This is a genomic window from Pseudomonas sp. NY8896, assembly GCF_039634505.1.
On the sequence record NZ_CP132350.1, the window covers coordinates 5,705,233 to 5,720,353 of the forward strand.

General features: G+C 63.7%; 12 protein-coding genes. 3 read left to right on the forward strand and 9 right to left on the reverse strand.

What is annotated here, in order from left to right; all coding sequences use genetic code 11:
- Positions 1–29: 29 nt before the first annotated feature.
- Positions 30–1,376, reverse strand: coding sequence for a metalloprotease PmbA (gene pmbA / locus Q9451_RS25790; RefSeq protein ID WP_012270648.1), 1,347 nt, complete (start codon positions 1,374–1,376; stop codon positions 30–32).
- A 109-nt stretch (positions 1,377–1,485) separates the two neighbouring features.
- Between pmbA and yjgA the strand changes: the two genes are divergently transcribed.
- A complete protein-coding gene (gene yjgA / locus Q9451_RS25795; protein ID WP_012270647.1) occupies positions 1,486–2,007 on the forward strand; it encodes a ribosome biogenesis factor YjgA in 522 nt (173 codons plus the stop codon).
- 57 nt (positions 2,008–2,064) lie between these two features.
- Here yjgA and tldD read toward each other — a convergent pair whose 3' ends face one another.
- From tldD to mreB, 8 genes are all read right to left on the reverse strand, one after another.
- Positions 2,065–3,504 carry a metalloprotease TldD gene (tldD, locus tag Q9451_RS25800; protein ID WP_012270646.1) on the reverse strand — a complete coding sequence of 480 codons (1,440 nt, stop codon included), beginning with the start codon at positions 3,502–3,504 and terminating at the stop codon, positions 2,065–2,067.
- Positions 3,505–3,506: 2 nt separating this feature from the next.
- Entirely contained in the window at positions 3,507–4,358 is an 852-nt protein-coding gene (locus tag Q9451_RS25805) for a carbon-nitrogen hydrolase family protein (RefSeq protein ID WP_012270645.1), read from the reverse strand.
- An 8-nt stretch (positions 4,359–4,366) separates the two neighbouring features.
- Positions 4,367–8,188: a YhdP family protein gene (locus Q9451_RS25810; RefSeq protein ID WP_041166383.1), complete on the reverse strand. Its 3,822-nt coding sequence runs from the start codon at positions 8,186–8,188 to the stop codon at positions 4,367–4,369.
- 82 nt (positions 8,189–8,270) lie between these two features.
- Entirely contained in the window at positions 8,271–9,728 is a 1,458-nt protein-coding gene (gene rng / locus Q9451_RS25815; RefSeq protein ID WP_012270643.1) for a ribonuclease G, read from the reverse strand.
- A 57-nt stretch (positions 9,729–9,785) separates the two neighbouring features.
- Positions 9,786–10,394, reverse strand: a complete 609-nt coding sequence (locus Q9451_RS25820; protein WP_012270642.1) for a Maf family protein — start codon at positions 10,392–10,394, stop codon at positions 9,786–9,788.
- Positions 10,395–10,426: 32 nt separating this feature from the next.
- Complete coding sequence (gene mreD, locus Q9451_RS25825; protein WP_012270641.1) at positions 10,427–10,915, reverse strand: rod shape-determining protein MreD; 489 nt, start codon at positions 10,913–10,915, stop codon at positions 10,427–10,429.
- Positions 10,915–11,892 (reverse strand): rod shape-determining protein MreC, encoded by a 978-nt coding sequence (mreC, locus tag Q9451_RS25830; RefSeq protein ID WP_012270640.1) that lies wholly within the window; start codon positions 11,890–11,892, stop codon positions 10,915–10,917. The genes mreD and mreC overlap by 1 nt, the downstream gene beginning before the upstream one ends.
- 226 nt (positions 11,893–12,118) lie before the next feature.
- Positions 12,119–13,156 carry a rod shape-determining protein MreB gene (mreB, locus tag Q9451_RS25835; protein ID WP_003255163.1) on the reverse strand — a complete coding sequence of 346 codons (1,038 nt, stop codon included), beginning with the start codon at positions 13,154–13,156 and terminating at the stop codon, positions 12,119–12,121.
- 205 nt (positions 13,157–13,361) lie between these two features.
- Here mreB and gatC point away from each other — a divergent pair, with 205 nt between their 5' ends.
- Positions 13,362–13,649 (forward strand): Asp-tRNA(Asn)/Glu-tRNA(Gln) amidotransferase subunit GatC, encoded by a 288-nt coding sequence (gatC, locus tag Q9451_RS25840; protein ID WP_003255165.1) that lies wholly within the window; start codon positions 13,362–13,364, stop codon positions 13,647–13,649.
- Positions 13,650–13,664: 15 nt separating this feature from the next.
- Positions 13,665–15,116 carry an Asp-tRNA(Asn)/Glu-tRNA(Gln) amidotransferase subunit GatA gene (gene gatA / locus Q9451_RS25845; protein ID WP_060494444.1) on the forward strand — a complete coding sequence of 484 codons (1,452 nt, stop codon included), beginning with the start codon at positions 13,665–13,667 and terminating at the stop codon, positions 15,114–15,116.
- Positions 15,117–15,121: the final 5 nt, after the last annotated feature.

A 15,121-nucleotide genomic window follows, 5' to 3' on the forward strand; every position in this document is an offset into this window, starting at 1 on the left:
TCGATTTCACTGCATGTTTCTGGCGGCAATTAGCTACCCGCGACGGTCATCCGCTCGATCAGCACCGACCCGGTATGGATATTGCTGCGCGTTTCAAGATCGTTACCGATCGCGACAATTTGCTGGAACATGTCTTTCATATTGCCGGCGATGGTCACTTCTTGAACCGCGTGCTGGATCTCGCCATTTTCGACCCAGAAGCCAGCTGCACCACGGGAATAATCCCCCGTCACCATGTTCAGCCCATGCCCCATCAGCTCGGTCACCAGCAGGCCGCGGCCCATACGGCGAATCAACGCGGCCTGGTCTTCGACGCCGTGGGTGACGAACAGGTTGTGCACACCACCGGAGTTGGCCGTGCTTGGCAAGCCCAGCTTGCGCCCGGAATAGGTGCCCAGCAGGTACGACACCAGCTCGCCTTTGTCGACGAACGGCTTGGCGTAGGTGGCCAGGCCATCACCGTCGAACGCGGCGCTACCCAACGCGCGCGGAATGTGCGGGCGCTCGTCGAGGGTAAGCCAGGAAGGGAACAGGCGCTGGCCAATGGTACCTTCGAGGAAGGACGACTTGCGGTACAGGTTGCCGCCGGAAATAGCCGACAGGAAGCTGCCGAACAGGCCACCGGCCAGTTCGGCCGAAAACAGCACCGGCACCTCGCAAGTGGGAACCGGCCGGGCACCCAGTCGGCTGGCAGCACGCTGTGCAGCGCGAACGCCAATGCTGCGCGGGTCGGCCAGCAAGTTGCCCCGACGGTTCACATCGTACCAGTAGTCACGCTGCATCTGCCCTTCGCCTTCGGCGATCATCACGCAGCTCAGGCTGTGCCGGGTCGAGGCGTACCCACCGATGAAGCCATGGCTGTTGCCATACACGCGGCAGCCCTGGTGGGTATTGAGGGTGGTGCCATCGGCGTTGAGGATGCGCGGGTCGGCATCAAACGCCGCCGCCTCGCAGGCCAGGGCCATTTCGATGGCCTTTTCGGGTTCGATATCCCAATCGTGGTACAGGTCCAGATCAGGAATTTCACGGGCCATCAGCGCCGCGTCGGCCAAGCCCGAACATTCGTCTTCGGAAGTATGCTTGGCAATGGCCAGGGCAGCGGCAACGGTTTCGCGGATCGCGTCCGGGCCACTGGCCGAAGTGCTGGCCGAGCCTTTGCGCTGGCCAACATAAAGGGTGATACCAAAGCCCTGGTCGCGGTTGAATTCGACCGTCTCGACTTCACGCTGGCGTACCGTGGTGGACAAGCCCTGCTCCAGCGAAACTGCCACTTCGCAGGCACTGGCCCCTTGGCGGCGCGCCTCGGCGATGATCGCCTCGACCTGCTCCTGCAATGCTGGCAGGTCTTTCGGACCTACGCTCTGGACTGCACTCATGGTTCTCTCCACTCAAATTCTGCGTACGGCTTGGGGTCATTCTACGACCGGGCCGGACAAGCGGCCCCCGACTGGTTATCATGGCGACGATTTCTAGCGGACTGCCACCATGGTTGATTCAAACAACGACGCCTTCGACGGCGAAAAAAGCAAAACCCAGATCAAGCGCGAACTGCATGAGCTGGTCGAACTCGGTGAGCGCCTTACCACGCTCAAAGCCGATACCCTGGCCCGCCTGCCGTTGACCGACGAGCTGCGCAAGGCCCTGGCCGAGGCCAGCAAGCACACCGCTCATGGTGCCCGTAAACGCCACATGTCGTTTGTCGGCAAGCTCATGCGCGTGCAGGACCTCGATGCCATCCACGCCCTGCTCGAGCAGATGGACAGCTCGAGCCGCCAGTACAACGAGCGTTTCCACAGCCTGGAGCGCTGGCGCGACCGGCTGATCGACGGCAACGACGAGGACCTCGAGCGCTTCGTCAACGAGTACCCCGACACCGACCGCCAGCAGCTGCGCTCACTGGTGCGCCATGCCCAGCACGAAAAGGCCCGGAACAAGCCGCCAGCCGCCGCGCGCAAGGTATTCAAGTACATCCGCGACCTCGACGAGTTGCAGCGCGGGTTGCGCTGACATACGGGACCGATGTGGCAGCGAGCATGCCCGCTGCCACATCGGTCCCCACAGCCATCACGCCCCGGTACCGCCCACGGTAATCGCATCCAGCTTCAAAGTCGGCTGCCCGACCCCCACTGGCACCGACTGCCCGTCCTTGCCGCATGTCCCTACCCCGCTGTCCAGCGCCAGGTCGTTACCGACCATCGACACACGGCTCATCGCCTCCGGCCCATTGCCGATCAGGGTCGCGCCCTTCACCGGGGCGGTAATCTTGCCGTCTTCGATCAGGTAGGCCTCACTGGTCGAGAACACGAACTTGCCGCTGGTAATGTCCACCTGGCCACCACCGAGGTTGGCGCAGTAGATACCCTTCTTCACCGACGCAATGATTTCCTGCGGGTCGCTTTCGCCGGCTCGCATGTAGGTGTTGGTCATGCGTGGCATCGGCAGGTGCGCATAGGATTCACGGCGACCGTTGCCGGTCACCGCCATGCCCATCAGACGCGCGTTCAGCTTGTCCTGCATGTAGCCCTTGAGTACGCCGTTCTCGATCAGCGTGGTGCATTCGGTCGGGGTGCCTTCGTCATCCACGCTCAGCGATCCACGGCGGCCTTCCAGGGTGCCATCGTCCACGATGGTGCACAGGCTCGACGCCACTTTCTCGCCGATGCGGCCACTGAATGCCGAACTCCCCTTGCGGTTGAAGTCGCCCTCCAGGCCATGGCCGACCGCCTCGTGCAACAGCACGCCCGACCAGCCCGAACCCAACACCACCGGCAAGGTACCGGCCGGCGCCGGGATGGCCTCAAGGTTCACCAAGGCCTGGCGCAGCGCCTCGCGGGCATACCCCATCACCCGCTCTTCGGTGAAGAAACGGTAATCGGTACGCCCGCCACCGCCCTGCCCACCGCGCTCGCGACGGCCGTTCTGCTCGACGATGACGCTGACGTTGAAGCGCACCAGCGGGCGCACGTCGGCGGCCAGGCTGCCATCGGCCGCCGCGATCAGGATGCGCTCCCAGACTCCGGCCATGCTCACGCTGACTTGCTGAATGCGGGGGTCCAAGGCGCGGGTAGCGGCATCGACACGCTTGAGCAGCTCGACCTTTTCGGCACGGCTGAGCACGTCCAGCGGGTTGTCCGCGGCATACAGGGCAGTCACCTCCTGGCTGCGGAAGGCCTGCACCGTGCCGTTCTGCCCAGCGCGGGAAATCGAACGGGCCGCACGGGCTGCCGAGGTCAGTGCTTCGAGGTTGATGGCATTGCTGTAGGCGAAACCGGTTTTTTCACCGGATTGGGCACGCACGCCCACGCCTTGGTCGAGGTTGAAACTGCCCTCTTTGACGATGCCGTCTTCCAGCGCCCAGGTTTCCGAGATCTGGCCCTGAAAATACAGGTCGGCGGCGTCGATGCCGGGGCCGGCCAACTCACCCAGTACGCTCTGCAGGCTGTCCAGGGTCAAGCCGCCTGGGGCCAGGAGCTGCTCACTGACGGTGGATAACATCTGGCTCATAGTCACTCCGAGGTGTGCGCAGGCCGCAACGCGCCCTGCGAAAAAAAGCGCCGGTGCGAAACCACCGGCATGCGCGCCCGAATGGACGCTTGTTCTTCAATGTCGCGCTCGGCAAGCAGTACCGCTTCGCCTTGCGCCTGTTCTGCGACGATGCGCCCCCAAGGGTCGACGATCGCCGCATGGCCATGGGTTTCCCGTGGGCCTGGGTGGGTGCCTCCCTGCGCCGCAGCCAGCAGGTAGCACTGGGTTTCGATGGCCCGGGCGCGCACCAGCACCTCCCAATGTGCCGCGCCGGTCACGGCGGTAAAGGCAGCCGGCGCAGTGATCAGCTCCGCGCCGGCAGCACGCAATGCGCTGTACAGTTCGGGGAAACGCAAGTCGTAGCACACGCTAAGCCCCAGCCGTCCGACGGGCGTGTCGGCCACCACCACTTGGGCGCCATGGGCGTAGTCGTCCGATTCACGGTAGCGGCCGCGATTATCGGCAACGTCCACGTCGAACAAGTGCAGCTTGTCATAACGCGCCACCACCTCGCCGTGTTCATCGATCAGCAGCGAGCAGGCATGGGCCTTGGACTCAGGCCGGCCGACCGGTGGCAAGGGCAAGGTACCGGCAACAATCCATAACTTGAGGTCGCGGGCGGTGCGTTTCAACCATGGCAGAATCGGCCCATCACCCAAGGCTTCGGCACGGCCAATGGCTGCGGCGTCCTTGCGGCCCATGGCGGCGAAGTTTTCCGGCAGTACCGCCAGCCGTGCGCCGCCCAACGCTGCCTGCTCCAGCAGGGCACCGGCACGCTGCAGGTTGGCCAGCACGTCATCCTGGCTGACCATCTGGATTACCGCTGCCTTCATGGGTACTCCTAGCGGGATTTCTCGAAAGGTTTCACAAATGTGATTCTAGGCTCTTTCCACGGGCCTTCGACACGGTAGTGAACGCTGGCAAAGCGCGACACACGATCACCGATCAGTCGATCGACCAGGAACAGCGCCCCGCCCACAGCGGGTGCGCCGACGATCAGCGCCGCCAGCGGCAGATTATTGGTCACCGGCAGGCTCACCTGCAGGTTGGCATCCACCCGGTCGCGCACCATGTCCAGCGTGCCATCCAGCTCGAAGTTGCTCGATGGGCCGGTCACGGTGATCGGTTCGCGGGTCACGTACACGCCGCTACTGGCTACCAGCAAACCCTTGACCCGGTCATAGGCCAGGCCCTTGTCGAACAGGTCGGAGAAGTCCAGACGCAGGCGCCGGCCAATCGAGTTGAAGTTGAGCAGGCCGAACACCCGCAGTGCCTGGGCGCTGCCTTCAACCTCGACGAATTGGCCCGTACGCAGCGCCGCATCCATGCTGCCCGAAAAACGCGTCAGGCTCACCGCGGCAGGCGAACCCGGCCAGCGGCCATCTACATCCAGGCGGAAGTCGCGGCTGGTCACGGTGGGAGCGAAGCCCCAGGCCTTGAGCACATCCGCCAGGTTCTTGCCGTCCAGACGCCCTTTGTACCAGCTGCTGGTTTTGCCGGTTTCACCTTCCCAGCCGCCACCGCCATCGATGCGCAAGCCTTTGAAGTCAAGGTCGATGTCGCTGGCGGTAACGCCACGCGCAGTCGGCCGCAGCTTGATCGAGGCGCTGCCGAACAGGTCGTCACCGCGGTAGAGCTTGTCGATGCTCAGGTCCAGCGCCGGCACCTTGCGCGGATCGAACGAGGCCAGCGGGTCCGGGCCTTCTTCAGCCTGCTGCTCTGCGGCGCTGGCGGCAGGCAGGCGCAAGGTCTGCATGCGCACGACCATTGGCGCGCCCTTGGCATCCGGTACGCGGGCGTTGCCGATGACTTCCTTGCTATCGAGGCGCAAATCCCAGGCCGGGCCGCCTCGAGCCAGCCGCACTACAGCCTGATTCAGATCCATGCCGAAGGCTTTCAACTGGCCGATGCTCAGGTCGACGCTTTGCAGGTTCTGCCGCGCACTGCCACCGGGGTCGTCACCGGCCAGGCGGGCCGCCTGTTCTTGCCAGGGAGCCAGGTCCAGCGCCTCCAAACGCCCGCGCACCCTCAGGCCTTGGCTGGCAGGTAGCTGGGCGTCACCGGTACCCAACAGTAGCTCGCCACGGCCCTGTGCCAGCTTGTCGGCCGGTGCGGCATAGGCAAAACGTGCAAGGTCGGTATAGGAGGCATCGAAGCGCCGCTCCGGGCCTTGCAGGCTCATGCTGAAGCGGCTGTCGCGGGTATCCGCCGCTGCTTTGCCGAACGGCGCTGGCAGGTCGATCGCCAGGCCCTTGAGGCTGGAGGTGACGCTCAGGCTGTTTTCCCGGCTGCCCAGGCTCAGCTGCAACTGGTACGGCAGGTCGCCGGACGCCGGCAAGGACGGGGTGAACTGCAGCCAGTCGGTCAACGCTTTGAGCGATACCTGGCCATTGGCATTGATACGGGTCTGCATCTGCCCCGCTTGGCCTTCAGCGGAGATTTGCGCCGTCACTGGCTTGCCGAAGGCCTGCAAGCTGATGCCCTTGCCACTCAGGCCCTTGTCGAAGTCGAAGCTGAAGTCACCCTTCAGGCGGTTCAATTCCAGGCTCGGCGGGGCGACTTTCAGCCGCGCATCGCTGGTGGCGAAGTCCACCTGCACTTTCGGCCGCTGCCCATGGGCCAGCGGGATGTCGAGTTTGACCTTGCCCTTCAGTGGCCCCTCACCTTCCCAGCCGGCGAAAATCTCACCGGTGCCGATTGGTGCTTCCTTGAGGATTTTCAGGCCATCGCCCAGGCTGCCGTCGAAATCGCCATCCAGGTAAAGGTGGCTGTGCTGATCACCCTCGACATGCGGAATATCGACCTGTACATCGCTGACTTTGGTGTCGAGCAACACACCGCGCTGGGCCTTGATACGCACGCCGCTGTCCTCGATGAACACATCGCCATCCACATGCTGCACCTGCGGCCAACCGGGCTGGAAATCCAGGGCCGCGTCATGCACCTTGAAGAACAGGCTGATACTGCGTGCCTCTGGCACCGCGCCATGATTCAACGACCCCTGGTACTGGAAGTAACCTTCATCCACCGCGCCTTTGACGATGGCGCTGCGCAGCCACTCGTCGAGCGCCGGGCTAAGCACTTCGGGCAGGTATTTGGCGGTATAGCGACCATCGCCCTCGGTCAGGCCGACGCGCAGGTCCATGTAATCCTCGCGGCCTTCCTCGAACAATAGGCGGATCAGGAAGTCACCGGCGATCTTGCCTTCTTCGCCCAGCACCTTGAGGTACGGCGCGATCAGGGTGAAACCGTCTTTGTCCAAGGCCCAGGTCAGCTGTGCATTGGCCTTCTGGTAGTGCCAGGGTTTGGCGAAGATCGGGTACAGATGCAGCATGAACGCATCGGTATCCAGGCGCAGCTCGCCGTGGCCCAGGTCACCACTGATGCTGCCACTGACGTTACCGGCGGCTGGCGCACTGTGATAAGCCTCAAAACCCACCTTCTCCAGGTTGGCGGCGAACTGCAAGCGCTGATCACCCTCGGCCTTGGGCCTGGCCTCGAGGCGCACATTGCGCAGCGCACCGGTCACCTTCAAGCCATTTACCACGTCCATGACGTTGTCTGGCAGCGGTGCCAAGGCATCGATCAACGGGGTCAGCGGCGTGAGGTCGAGACGATCAGCCTGTACCTGCCAGCTTTCATCGGCAGCACTCTGGCCAGGGCGCTGCTGCAACTGCAGGTGCGACTCCCAGCGACGCTTGCCGATGTCCATGGCCAACGAGTCGACCACCACATCGAAGCCCTGCTCGCGACGCTGGAACCAGGCGCCCAAGGCCAGGTTATCCAGCTTGGCGGCCTTTCGTCCGGCATAGGCGCCTTGTAGCTCAGGCGCATTGAGCCGTACTACGGCCTGCTGCAGCTGCCCTTTGCCCCAGTCGACCCAGAACTCACCACCTGCGCGCAGGGTGTCAGCTTGCCACTGTCCCAGCAGACTTGGCGGCAGCCAGTGCGACCAGTCACTTTGCGGCAGGCTCAGATAAGCTTCGACCTCGCCATCGCGCCAGGCCTTGGCCGACATACGGCTGTGCAGGGTGAGTGCCAGAGGCTGGCCGTCAGGCAAGGTCGCCCGCAGGTCCACCGCCTGGCGTGCTGGGCCGGCCTGCAGGCCAGCGCTCACATAAGTCAGGGTAAGCGGGTCGCGCTGCCAGGGGTGCAGGGTGACCTGGCTGTCGAATACATCGACGCGGCCTAGCTGGCGCAGGCGCTGCAAAAGGTCGGCCGGGTCCAATGGCGCATCGTCCTTCTTGGGTAGGCCTTCGAGGTCCCAGACGCCCTGCTCGTTCTCACGCAGGATCAACTGCAAGCCGCCCAACTGGATGCGTGCCAGGCGCACTTCGCGGGCGGTGAGGCTGGCCCAGACGTCGGGCACCACCATCACGTCATCCAGGCGCAGCGCGGTGGCGCCTTCGCCCAATTGCAGGTCGCGCACCCGCAGCACCGGTGCCAGCCCGCTCCAACGGCCTTCCAAGGCACCCACATGTACAGGGAGGCCCAGCGCCTGCTCGGCCTTGCGCTCTACATCGGCGCGGTACTCGGCGACCAGCGGCACCAGTTCGCGGCCGAGGCTGACATACAGCGCCACCAAAACCGCCAACAGGGCGCATACGCCCAGCCCCCAGCGGGTCAGGGCGACAAGAACGCGGGTCAGACGTCCCATGGCCATGGCCCTCCAAGTCGTTTATCCATGATGGCCCGTAGTGCCGGTTTTGCCAGCCAGACCATCCAGCGGCGTGTTCGAGAAGACCTCAGAGCAGCACCACGTCGTATTGTTCCTGCGAATACATCGACTCGACCTGGAAGCGAATGGTTCGGCCGATGAAGGCTTCCAGTTCCGCCACGTTGCCCGATTCTTCATCCAGCAGGCGATCGACCACCTTTTGGTTGGCCAGCACACGGTAACCCTCGGCCTGATAGGCACGGGCCTCGCGCAGGATCTCGCGGAAGATTTCGTAACAGATGGTCTCGGGAGTCTTCAGCTTGCCGCGCCCCTGGCAGGCCAGGCACGGCTCGCACAGCACCTGCTCCAGGCTTTCCCGCGTACGCTTGCGGGTCATCTGCACCAGGCCCAGCTCGGTGATGCCGATGATGTTGGTCTTGGCGTGGTCGCGCTCCAGCTGCTTTTCCAGGGTCCGCAGCACTTGGCGCTGGTGCTCTTCGTCTTCCATGTCGATGAAGTCGATGATGATGATGCCGCCAATGTTGCGCAGGCGCAGTTGCCGGGCGATGGCGGTGGCGGCTTCGAGGTTGGTCTTGAAGATGGTTTCTTCGAGGTTGCGATGGCCCACGAACGCCCCGGTGTTGACGTCGATGGTGGTCATCGCTTCGGCCGGGTCGACCACCAGGTAGCCGCCGGACTTCAGCGGCACCTTGCGTTCCAGGGCACGCTGGATCTCGTCTTCGACGCCGTACAGGTCAAAGATAGGCCGCTCGCCTGGGTAGTGTTCGAGGCGGTCGGCGATTTCCGGCATCAGCTCGCCGACGAACTGCGTGGTTTTCTGGAAGGTTTCCCGCGAGTCGATGCGGATCTTTTCGATCTTCGGGTTGACCAGGTCACGCAGGGTACGCAGGGCCAGGCCCAGGTCCTCGTAGATGACCGTGGGCGCGCCGCAGGTCTTGATCTGGGTGCCAATCTGCTCCCACAGGCGGCGCAGGTAGCGGATGTCCTGCAAGATTTCTTCGGCACGCGCGCCCTCGGCTGCGGTGCGCAGGATGAACCCTCCGGCATCCTTGATGTTCTCGCTGTCCATGCAATCGCTGACCACCTGCTTGAGGCGCTCGCGCTCGGCTTCGTCCTCGATTTTCAGCGAAATACCGACATGGCTGCTGCGCGGCATGTACACCAGGTAGCGCGACGGGATCGACAGCTGAGTGGTCAGGCGTGCACCCTTGGTGCCGATCGGGTCCTTGGTCACCTGCACCACAAGGGCCTGGCCTTCGTGTACCAGTGCGGTGATGTTCTCTACCGCCGAACCTTCGCGCTGGGAAATTTCCGAGGCATGGATGAACGCTGCGCGCTCCAGGCCGATGTCGACGAAGGCCGCCTGCATGCCCGGCAGCACGCGTACCACCTTGCCCTTGTAGATATTGCCGACGATGCCACGGCGCTGGGTGCGCTCGACGTGCACTTCCTGCAGCACCCCGTTTTCCACCACCGCCACACGTGACTCCATCGGCGTGATGTTGATCAGGATCTCTTCACTCATGGCAGGCTCTCGTCAAAGGTCTTTTGTAATGATGGATGGCGTATGCACTGCTGGCTACTACGGGTTTGTTACCTCTGGCGTATGCACGGGCGCTTGCCAGCAGGCGATGCCGAACTGGCCAAGCACGTCGGCCGTTTCACTGAGCGGCAAGCCAACCACCGCCGAGTAGCTGCCGGAAAGGTCGGTGACGAACACCGCGCCCAGGCCCTGGATGGCGTAGCCGCCAGCCTTGTCCGCTGGCTCGCCGCTGGCCCAGTAGCGCTGCGCTTCATCGGCGCTGATAGTGCGAAAACGTACTGTGCTGGTGACGCAAAAACTGTGCACGCGCTGGCCATCATCGAGGGCGACAGCGGTCAGCACCTGATGCTCACGGCCTGAAAGGTCTGCCAGCATGGCCAAGGCATCTTCGCGGTTTTCCGGCTTGCCGAGAATACGACCATCGAGCACCACGGCAGTGTCTGCGCCGAGCACTACAGCGGGGCCATCGACACTGGCCAGGCCGGCCGCAGCCTTGGCCCGAGCCAGGCGTTCGACGTAGGCCGGTGCGCTTTCGTTGGCTAGCGGGGTTTCATCGATGGGGGCGCTGATGACGCTGAACGGCACACCGATCTGGGTCAACAGTTCACGACGACGGGGCGAGCCGGAGGCCAGGTATAGCGGGTTCATGCAGACATCTCCCTGTCAGTGGCGCGTCGCCGTCAATTGATATGCAAACGTCGGCGCAAATCGCGCAGGGCGAAACTGATCCACGGCCAGAGCAAGGCACTGATCACCGCCGACCAGACTAGCGCCAGGGTAGGCAGGCGATTGCCGGTCAGTGCGCTGAGCCACAGCTGAATCAGCTGGGCGATGCCGAAGATCACCAGGATGACCAGGCTTTGCTGCCACATGGGGAACATGCGCAGGCGTTGCTGCAGGGACAGCACCAGGAAGGTGATGAGGGTAAGGATCAGCGCGTTCTGCCCCAGCAGGGTGCCGTACAGCACATCCTCGGCCAGGCCCAGCAAAAACGCGGTGGTCATGCCGACCTTGTTCGGCACGGCGAGGGTCCAGAACGACACCAGCAATGCCAGCCACATGGGCCGGAACACTTCCATGAACTGCGGCATGGGCGAAACGCTGAGCAGCAAGCCGATGGCGAACGTCAGCCAGATGACCCAGCCATTGTTGCGGCGTGATGCAGCCATCATTGCCTCCGGGTGTGAGCGGGTGCGGCCGGCGTGACAGGTGCAGCAGCTGGGGCTGCTGACTGCGCGGGCGGTGTAGCCGGCGCTGCCGGGGTGGCTGGCACGGCAGGTGCAGCCTGCTCGCCGGTAGCGGCCGGCTGGCCAGCAGGCGCGTTGCCCTTGCGGTCGGCCTCTTCCTGGGCAATGGCGGCATCGGTGGCACGCTGCTCCGGGCTACGCCGATCACTGAACACCAGCAGCATATAGCGGCTGCGGTTGAGTGCGGCGGTGGGGATGGCACGGACAATGGCAAATGGCTGGCCGGAGTCGTGGATCACTTCGTTGACCGTAGCCACCGGGTAACCGGCCGGGAAGCGCTGCCCCATGCCGGAACTGACCAGCAGGTCGCCTTCCTTGATGTCGGCGGTGTCGGCCACATGGCGCAACTCCAGGCGCTCCGGGTTGCCGGTGCCGCTGGCGATGGCACGCAGGCCGTTGCGGTTGACCTGCACCGGAATGCTGTGGGTGGTATCGGTCAGCAACAGCACCCGCGAGGTGTAGGGCATCAACTCGACCACTTGGCCCATCAGGCCACGGGCATCGAGCACTGGCTGGCCCAGGAACACACCATCACGCTCCCCCTTGTTGATCAGGATGCGGTGGGTGAACGGGTTGGGGTCCACACCGATGAGCTCGGCCACTTCGACCTTTTCGTTGACCAGGGCCGATGAATTGAGCAGCTCGCGCAGCCGCACGTTCTGCTCGGTCAGGGCCGCCAGCTTCTGCAGGCGCCCCTGCAGCAGCAGGGCTTCGGTCTTGAGCTTCTCGTTTTCGGCTATCAGCTCGGTGCGGCTGCCGAACTGGCCGGCCACACCTTGCCAGGCACGCTGCGGCAAGTCGGTGATCCAGTACGATTCCATCAGCACCAGGCCCATCTGGCTGCGCACGGGCTTGAGCACGTCGAAGCGCGCGTCGACAACCATCAACGCGACCGACATCACCACCAGAACGAGCAGGCGAACGCCCAGCGAAGGGCCCTTGGAGAAAAGCGGTTTAATGGGCCGTTCCTCGTGGACGACTCAGGAGGTCATTGGACATGGGACAACGCACCAGCCTGGTTGCGGGTTGACGGATACGGCGCCCCAAACGGGCGCCAGCCCAGCACATACAGGTAGCACTGTGCGTACTACCTGTAAACCGGGCGCTCGTGAACAGCGAGTGGGATCACTCGCTGGAGAGCAAGTCCATCGCGTGCTTGTCCATCATCTCCAGGGCGCGACCGCCGCCACGGGCGACACAGGTCAGCGGGTCCTCGGCGACGATCACCGGCAGGCCGGTTTCCTGGGCCAGCAGTTTGTCGAGGTCACGCAGCAGCGCACCACCACCGGTCAGCACCAGACCACGCTCGGCGATGTCCGAGGCCAGCTCCGGCGGCGATTGCTCAAGGGCGCTCTTGACCGCTTGGACGATGGTCGCCAACGACTCTTGCAGCGCTTCGAGCACTTCGTTGGAGTTCAGGGTGAAGGCACGCGGTACGCCTTCGGCCAGGTTGCGGCCGCGAACGTCGACTTCACGTACTTCGCCACCGGGGTAGGCCGTACCGATTTCCTGCTTGATACGCTCGGCGGTGGATTCGCCGATCAGGCTGCCGTAGTTGCGGCGCACGTAGGTGACGATGGCTTCGTCGAAGCGATCGCCGCCAACGCGCACGGATTCGGCATAGACCACGCCGTTCAGCGAGATCAGGGCGATTTCGGTGGTACCGCCACCGATATCGACGACCATCGATCCGCGAGCCTCTTCGACCGGCAGGCCGGCACCGATGGCAGCAGCCATCGGCTCTTCGATCAGGAACACTTCACGGGCACCGGCACCCAAAGCCGACTCGCGGATGGCGCGGCGCTCGACCTGGGTCGACTTGCACGGCACGCAGATCAGCACGCGTGGGCTTGGCTGCAGGAAGCTGTTCTCGTGAACCTTGTTGATAAAATATTGCAACATTTTTTCGCACACGCTGAAGTCGGCGATGACGCCGTCCTTCATCGGACGAATGGCAGCAATGTTGCCAGGCGTACGGCCCAGCATGCGTTTGGCTTCGGTACCGACGGCGACGACGCTTTTCTGGTTGCCATGGGTACGGATGGCAACAACCGAGGGCTCATTCAGGACGATACCGCGCTCACGCACGTAAATAAGGGTGTTGGCAGTACCCAGGTCGATGGAAAGATCGCTGGAAAACATGCCACGCAGTTTCTTGAACATGGGAAAGTGACCCTGGGGAAAGCGTGGGTAAAAAAGTGCGGCAAACTCTAACAATGGCAGGGATTTTGGGCAAGGAGCCAATATGTTAAATTGGCTGTTTTTCCGAGCACGCCAGCAGAATTTCGCGGCCGTTAGACCGCCAGAAAGCTGACATGTTCCTCACTACGGACCTAAATTCCGTTCTTTGTTTCCCTTGGAGATCCTCATGGCGCTTGAACGCTGCGACGTGGAAAAGATCGCCCATCTGGCCCGCCTGGGCCTCAATGATGGCGAACTGCCACGCATTACCGACGCCCTGAACAGCATTCTCGGCCTTGTAGACCAGATGCAAGCGGTCGACACCACTGGCATCGAGCCACTGGCCCACCCGCTGGAGGCCAGCCAGCGCCTGCGCCCTGACCAGGTCACCGAAAGCAACCAGCGCGACGCCTACCAGGCGATCGCACCGTCGACCGAAAGCGGTCTGTACCTGGTTCCCAAAGTCATCGAGTAAGGGATAGAACCTGCCATGCATCAATTTACCCTGGCCGAGATCGCCCGCGGACTCGCCGACAAATCGTTTTCTTCCGAAGAGCTGACCCGCGCGCTGCTGGCGCGCATCAAACAGCTCGACCCGCAGATCAACAGCTTCATCAGCGTCACCGAAGACCTGGCCCTGGGCCAGGCACGTGCCGCCGACGCCCGTCGCGCCGCTGGCGAAACCGGCGCGCTGCTGGGGGCGCCGATCGCCCACAAAGACCTGTTCTGCACCAACGGCGTACGCACCAGCTGCGGCTCGAAGATGCTCGACAACTTCAAGGCGCCGTATGACGCCACCGTGGTCGCCAAGCTGGCCGAAGCCGGCATGGTCACCCTGGGCAAGACCAACATGGACGAATTCGCCATGGGTTCGGCCAACGAGTCCAGCCACTACGGCGCGGTGAAGAACCCGTGGAACCTCGAGCACGTACCCGGCGGCTCGTCCGGTGGCTCGGCCGCTGCAGTGGCCGCGCGCCTGCTGCCCGCCACCACCGGTACCGACACCGGCGGCTCGATCCGCCAGCCAGCTGCACTGACCAACCTCACCGGCCTCAAGCCGACGTACGGTCGTGTGTCGCGCTGGGGCATGATCGCCTACGCCTCCAGCCTCGACCAGGGCGGCCCGCTGGCCCGCACCGCCGAGGACTGCGCCCTGCTGCTGCAAGGCATGGCCGGTTTCGACGCCAAGGACTCCACCAGCATCGAAGAGCCGGTGCCGGACTACAGCGCCAACCTGAACGCTTCGCTGCAGGGCCTGCGCATCGGCCTGCCGAAAGAGTACTTTGGCGCAGGCCTCGACCCACGCATCGCCGAACTGGTCCAGGCCAGCGTCAAGGAGCTGGAAAAGCTCGGTGCGGTGGTCAAGGAAATCAGCCTGCCGAACATGCAGCACGCCATCCCGGCCTACTACGTGATCGCCCCGGCTGAAGCCTCTTCCAACCTGTCGCGCTTCGACGGCGTGCGCTTCGGCTACCGCTGCGAGGAGCCCAAAGACCTCACCGACCTGTACAAGCGTTCCCGCGGCGAAGGCTTCGGCGTTGAAGTACAGCGCCGCATCATGGTCGGCACCTACGCGCTGTCGGCGGGCTACTACGACGCCTACTACGTGAAGGCGCAGCAAATCCGCCGCCTGATCAAGAACGACTTCATGGCCGCCTTCAACGATGTCGACCTGATCCTCGGCCCGACCACGCCAAACCCGGCCTGGAAGCTCGGCGCCAAGAGCAGCGACCCGGTCGCCGCCTACCTGGAAGACGTCTACACCATCACCGCCAACCTGGCGGGCCTGCCGGGCCTGTCGATGCCCGCTGGCTTCGTCGACGGCCTGCCAGTCGGCGTGCAACTGCTGGCGCCGTACTTCCAGGAAGGCCGCTTGCTCAACGTCGCGCACCGCTACCAGCAAGTGACCGACTGGCACACCCGCGCCCCCAACGGCTTCTGAGGAAT